Source organism: Anaerotruncus sp. AF02-27 (assembly GCF_003465835.1).
In the GTDB taxonomy this organism is placed as follows: domain Bacteria; phylum Bacillota; class Clostridia; order Oscillospirales; family Ruminococcaceae; genus Anaerotruncus; species Anaerotruncus rubiinfantis.
Window position 1 is genome coordinate 42,572 of sequence record NZ_QSBX01000023.1, and the last position, 6,078, is coordinate 48,649.

Consider the following 6,078-nt stretch of genomic DNA (forward strand, 5'->3'; position numbering starts at 1 on the left):
AAGATAGAGGAGGACGATTTTTATGGCAGAGCTCAGATGGCATCCGCTCATTAAGGATTGGGTCATGATCGCATCCCACCGGCAGGCGCGTCCGCAGATGCCGAAAGACTGGTGCCCGTTCTGTCCGGGTTCGGGCAAGGTGCCGGAGCATTATGAGGTGCTCAAATACGACAACGACTTCCCGGCGCTCAGCCAGGCCCCGCCCTTGCCGGACGATGTGGCGACCGACTTTTTCAAGACCGCTCCGGCTTACGGAAAATGTGAGGTTATCCTCTATTCGCCCGGCCACACTACCACGCTGCCCGAGCTTTCGGACGCGCATGTCGAAAAGCTCGTGAACCTGTGGTGCGAGCGCTTTACGGCGCTTAAGGCGGACGAGAAGATTAAATATGTCTTTCTTTTCGAGAACCGCGGAGAGGCGGTCGGCGTGACCATGCCGCACCCGCACGGACAGATTTACGGCTATTCGGTCATTCCGAAGAAGATCCAGCTCGAAGTGGAATCGGCAAAGGAATACTACGCGGAGAAAGGGAAGTGCCTCTTCTGCGATATGCTGAAGGCCGAACAGGATTTTGGCAAGCGGGTCATCTTCCAAAACGAACACTTCACGGTGTTCCTTCCATTCTTCACCGAGTACCCCTACGGCGTATACCTGTTCTCCAACCGCCACAGGCAGAACATCGCACAGTTTGACGCCGAGGAGCGCCGCGCGCTGGCGGTCACGCTCAAACATACGGTGGGGATGTTTGACGCGCTGTTCGATTATAAATTCCCCTATATGATGTGCATGCACAACGCTCCAGTCAACAGCGGAGACTATGAAAAGGACTATCATTTCCACATTGAGTTCTTCCCGCCGATGCGAAGCGCGGACAAGGTGAAATTCAATGCGTCGAGCGAAACGGGATGTTGGGCGCATTGCAACCCGACCTGTCCGGAGGACACCGCGCAGGAGCTTCGCGCGGCTTATGAGCGGTATATGGCGACTTTATAGAGGGCAACATAAAAGGCAGGCGTAAACGCCTGCCTTTTTCAAAATGAGTCATCAGACCCAAAAATACAGTTTCGGTAACAAATGTTGCGAAGATGTTTCGATTTCTTGAATGAAAAGCGAAAAAGCAATTGCAAAACCGCCCAAAATATAGTATACTCATTTCTGGTTCGATTTTTGTCGGCCATCCATTTTATTATATAATTGTATCAAATATAAAGGTAAGGTGAAAGTCTATGGATTTAAGCAGTTACAGCACCGGCACCATATCGGTTGCGGTTACCTTTACCGGGATCGTGGTTGTGTTTCTGGCGCTGGTCGGCCTGTCCCTGATCGTCTGGCTGTTCGGAAAATTCTTCACAGCACTGGCAAACCGGCCGAAGAAACCCGCTGATCCCCAGCCCCAGCAGGCCTCCAAACCGGCTGCGAAAGCCGCGGCCCAGGTCAAACCGGCCATGGTGGTCGAGGACGGCATCGGCGACGAGATCGTCGCGGTGATTGCGGCGGCGGTTGCGGCAATGGGAGGAAGCGTTGGCGGTTATGCGCTGCGCAGCGTTCGCCGTGTGAAGGAAGCGCGCCCGATTTGGGCGGCGGCCGGCCTTCAGCAGAATACGCAGCCGTTCTGATTCGGTTGCCCTTGAAGCGCACAGTTCTGCAAAAAAGAAAGGGAAAGGGCTGACAACATGTTAGAAATTTTTACACAGGCGGTTGAAACGCTCGTAGGCAAGAGCGGCTTCTTCAACCTGACCGGCGGACAGGCACTGATGATCCTGGTTTCGTTCTGCCTGATGTATCTTGCTATTGCCAAGGGCTTTGAGCCCCTGCTCCTTCTGCCGATCGCGTTTGGTATGTTCCTGACGAACATCCCGTTCGGCGAGCTTTATCACTCGATGATCTTCATCAATGAGACCGGTCACATCGATTGGGAGCTGCTCGCCAATACCGGCGGCCTGCTCGACTATCTGTATCTGGGCGTCAAGCTCGGCATCTATCCGCCGCTCATCTTCCTGGGCGTTGGCTGTATGACCGACTTCGGCCCGCTGATTGCGAACCCGAAGAGCTTCCTGCTCGGCGCGGCCGCGCAGCTGGGTATCTTCCTGGCGTTTGTCGGCGCGCTGTTCCTGGGCTTTACCCCGTCCGAAGCCGGCTCGATCGGCATCATCGGCGGTGCGGACGGCCCGACCGCGATCTTTACCACCACCCAGCTCGCGCCGCATCTGCTCGGCTCGATCGCGATCGCCGCATATTCCTACATGGCGCTCGTCCCGATCATCCAGCCGCCGATTATGAAGCTGCTCACCACCAAAAAACAGCGCGCCGTCAAGATGGAGCAGCTGCGTCCGGTTTCCCAGACCGAGAAGATCATCTTCCCGATCCTGGTTGCGCTTGTGGTTTCCTTCCTCGTTCCGGATACCACCCCGCTGATCGGTATGCTGATGCTCGGTAACCTGTTTAAGGAATCGGGTGTCACCGACCGCCTCAACAAGACCGCGCAGAACGAACTGATGAATATCGTCACCATCTTCCTGGGCGTCACGGTCGGCGCGACCGCGAGCGCGGCCAACTTCCTGACCCCGGCGACCCTGAAGATCGTCGCGATGGGCCTTTGCGCTTTCGCATTCGGTACTGCGGGCGGCGTGCTGCTCGGCGACCTGATGTATGTCCTCTCCGGCGGCAAGATCAATCCGCTGATTGGTTCTGCGGGCGTATCCGCCGTCCCGATGGCGGCCCGTGTTTCCCAGAAGGTTGGACAGCAGGAGAACCCGACCAACTTCCTGCTCATGCACGCCATGGGCCCGAATGTTGCCGGTGTTATCGGTTCCGCGGTTGCGGCAGGCGTTCTGCTTTCGATCCTCCCGCATGCGTAAGAAAAATTTTGCATAGAAAGAGCGGCTCTTTGGAGCCGCTCTTTTTCTTTCCCTTTTTGCGCTTTTGTGCTATACTATAGTATGTAGTCCGCCGGGGTGCTGTGCATCCCGGCGCGAAATTTCAAAGGATGTGGGTACGGTAAGATGGATTATGCACTGAAAGATAGATACAACCAGGTCAAACGCCGGATCATCGACGATTTTTTTTCAAAGATGAACCCGATGCAGCGGCAGGCCGTCTACACGGTGAACGGGCCGGTTCTGATCCTTGCGGGCGCGGGCAGCGGAAAGACGACGGTCATCATCAACCGGATTGCGAACATGATCCAATTTGGCGACGCGTATAACAGCGACTGGATGCCGGAACATGTGACCGAAGCGGACGTGCAGTTTCTGGAGGAATATGCCGATGGTGAGAGCTGGGACATGGACCGGGCTTTTTCGCTCATCAAAAACCATGCGGTGATGCCGTGGAACATCCTGGCGATCACCTTCACCAATAAGGCGGCGGGTGAACTGCGCGAGCGCCTTTCGGACATGCTCGGCTCGGTTGCGGCCGATGTGAACGCCTCCACCTTCCACTCCTGCTGCGTACGTATCCTGCGCCGGGAAATCGAACGGCTCGGCTACCGGTCGAGTTTTGCGATCTACGATACCGACGATTCGGTTCGGGTGGTGAAGGCGGCGCTCAAGGAATTGGGCCTCGATGACAAGCGGTTCCCGCCCAAAGGGGTCCTTTCGGCAATCGGCCGCGCCAAGGATGAGCTGCGCGGCCCGGCGGAAGTGGCCGCAACAGTCGGGGAGGATTACCGCGAACAGGTGGTTTCGAAGGTTTACACGATCTATCAAAAGCAGCTCCAGCTGGCCAACGCGGTCGATTTTGACGACATCATCATGCTGACCGTAAAGTTGTTCCAGCAGTTTCCGGATGCGCTCGAACATTACCGCAACCGGTTCCGCTATGTGATGGTGGATGAGTACCAGGACACCAACCGCGCCCAGTTCGAGCTGGTGCGGCTGCTTTCCCAGGGAAGCGGGAATCTCTGCGTGGTCGGCGACGACGACCAGAGCATCTATAAATTCCGGGGAGCGACCATCGAAAATATCCTTCAGTTCGAGGACACCTTTGTGGGTGCGAAAGTGATCCGTCTCGAACAGAATTACCGGTGCACTTCGGTGATCCTCGACGCAGCCAATGCGGTGATCGCTCACAACACCGAACGCAAGGGAAAAACTCTCTGGACCCAGAACGAAACAGGCGGCAAGGTGCAGGTGCGGCGCTCCTCCGACGAAGGGGAGGAGGCCCGGTTTATTGCGGATACCATCTCCGAGAATGTGAAAAACGGCGCGAAGTTCTCTGACCACGTCATCCTTTATCGAATGAACGCCCAGTCGCAGATGCTCGAGCGCGGGCTGGTCAAATATGGCATTCCGTACCGGATCATCGGGGGTCTGCGCTTTTATGAGCGAAAGGAGATCAAAGATGTTGTATCCTATCTGTCGGTGCTCGAGAACCAGTCGGATACCCTGCGCCTGAGACGGATCATCAACGAACCGAAGCGAAAGATCGGCGACAGCACGGTGAACACGGTGGCTGAAATCGCGGCGGGGCTAGGTATCCCGGTGTTCGAGGTGCTTGAGACGGCAAACCAGTACGAGGCGCTCGGCCGCAAGGCGAATGATTTAATGGCGTTTGCATCGATGATGCGTTCGCTGATCGATCTGGCGGGCAAATGCCCGCTCGACGAACTGCTCGACGAGCTGCTCGAGCGCACCGGTTATCTTGCGATGCTGAAGGCGGAGGGCTTTGAAGGTCAGACCCGCATTGAGAATATTGAAGAACTCAAATCGACCATGAAACGGTATGAAGAGGAGAACGCCGAACCGAGCCTGTCCGGCTTTTTAGAGGAAATTTCGCTCTACACCGATATTGACAAGTATGACCCAACGGCGGACAATGTCATACTGATGACCATGCATTCGGCCAAGGGGCTCGAGTTTCCATATGTGTTTATCGCGGGTATGGAGGAAGGGATTTTCCCGGGTGTGCAGAGCATGTACGATCCGGCGCAGGTTGAGGAAGAGCGGCGGCTGGCATACGTTTCGCTCACCCGTGCCAAAAAGCAGCTTTACATATCGACCGCGTCCCAGCGCATGCTTTTCGGACAGACGATGCGCAACCGGCCGTCCCGGTTTTTGGGGGAGATTCCGCAGGAGCTGTGCGACATGCAGGACACCACCCTGATCCGCCGCCAGCAAGTGAAAGCCGAGCCGAAGAAGCCGCGCTTTTCGGAGAGCGACCGCTCTTTGGGAGTGGGCGCCGCACCCGCGGCGGGAGGCGTTTTCAGCTTCAAAGTGGGGGACATGGTGCGCCACAAGGTGTTTGGGGAGGGCGTAATCCTTTCGATTACACCGATGGGGAACGACCATCTGGTCGAAGCCGCGTTCGATTCGGTGGGCACCAAGAAGGTTATGGCAAAATTCGCCAGATTATGTAAAATATAGACAGGGAAAACGACCGGAAGATCAAAAAAATCTGTCAGCCTGACCCGATTCGACAAAATGGGACAATTACTTCCAGTATAATATACGCAGGGAAGCAAACAAACCCAATAGGCATGAAAGAGGCTGGGAGACAACGATGCGAAAATTAGAATTATGGCTGATATCCACACAGATCCGCGCAAAATGGAGAAAAGTGGAACAAAACCGCAAAGAGATACAGGCGCTGCTGCAGAAGAATGAAGCGTATACCTCTGAACGGTTGGTGAATCTGAACTTGGAAGCCACAAGATGGGGCTATGAGGCAAGAGAACTGGAAAAACAGTATCTGAAAAAATTGACAGACAAGCCTGCCTAAAGACGGATTGGGAAGGCAAATGGCCGCGCTTTTGCGCGGCCATTTTTTTGCTGTATTATTTCCGGCTGTATTTGCGGCCCGCAAATACAGCCGGAAGGGTTTTTTATTGCGAAGCAAGAAAAATCGCGTCCCGATGCACAAAATACGGAATCGCTCATAAAATGTATTGAGTACAGCTCAAAACATAATTAGGAGGATTCATATGGCAGATCAAAAAACAGCTCCAGTCAACGCGACGGGGGCGAACTGCTTTAAAGAAGCAGTATGCATAGATGCCGGCAGAATCTATGATTCATGCACGGATAAAGAATGTGCATGTTATAAATCAAAAATCCTTTAGCTGGATGGTCAGGGAAAAG

Annotated in this window: 6 protein-coding genes; all 6 read left to right on the top strand. The window is 54.9% G+C overall.

The features are described from left to right. The first annotated feature begins 22 nt into the window (after window positions 1-22). The 6 genes from galT (at window position 23) to DWV16_RS19130 (ending at window position 6,059) form a co-directional block, all read left to right on the top strand. Complete coding sequence (gene galT, locus DWV16_RS14685; RefSeq protein WP_118479965.1) at window positions 23-994, top strand: galactose-1-phosphate uridylyltransferase; 972 nt, start codon at window positions 23-25, stop codon at window positions 992-994. Window positions 995-1,227: 233 nt separating this feature from the next. Next, on the top strand, window positions 1,228-1,617 hold the full coding sequence (locus DWV16_RS14690) for an OadG family protein (protein ID WP_066453403.1): 390 nt from the start codon (window positions 1,228-1,230) through the stop codon (window positions 1,615-1,617). Between the two features lie 57 nt (window positions 1,618-1,674). Beyond that, a complete protein-coding gene (locus DWV16_RS14695; RefSeq protein ID WP_066453406.1) occupies window positions 1,675-2,859 on the top strand; it encodes a sodium ion-translocating decarboxylase subunit beta in 1,185 nt (394 codons plus the stop codon). A gap of 144 nt (window positions 2,860-3,003) precedes the next feature. Continuing rightward, window positions 3,004-5,364: an ATP-dependent helicase gene (locus DWV16_RS14700; RefSeq protein WP_118479966.1), complete on the top strand. Its 2,361-nt coding sequence runs from the start codon at window positions 3,004-3,006 to the stop codon at window positions 5,362-5,364. Between the two features lie 136 nt (window positions 5,365-5,500). Beyond that, window positions 5,501-5,719, top strand: coding sequence for a hypothetical protein (locus DWV16_RS14705; protein WP_066453436.1), 219 nt, complete (start codon window positions 5,501-5,503; stop codon window positions 5,717-5,719). 202 nt (window positions 5,720-5,921) lie between these two features. Beyond that, complete coding sequence (locus DWV16_RS19130) at window positions 5,922-6,059, top strand: hypothetical protein (RefSeq protein WP_158572919.1); 138 nt, start codon at window positions 5,922-5,924, stop codon at window positions 6,057-6,059. The last annotated feature ends 19 nt before the right edge of the window (window positions 6,060-6,078 follow it).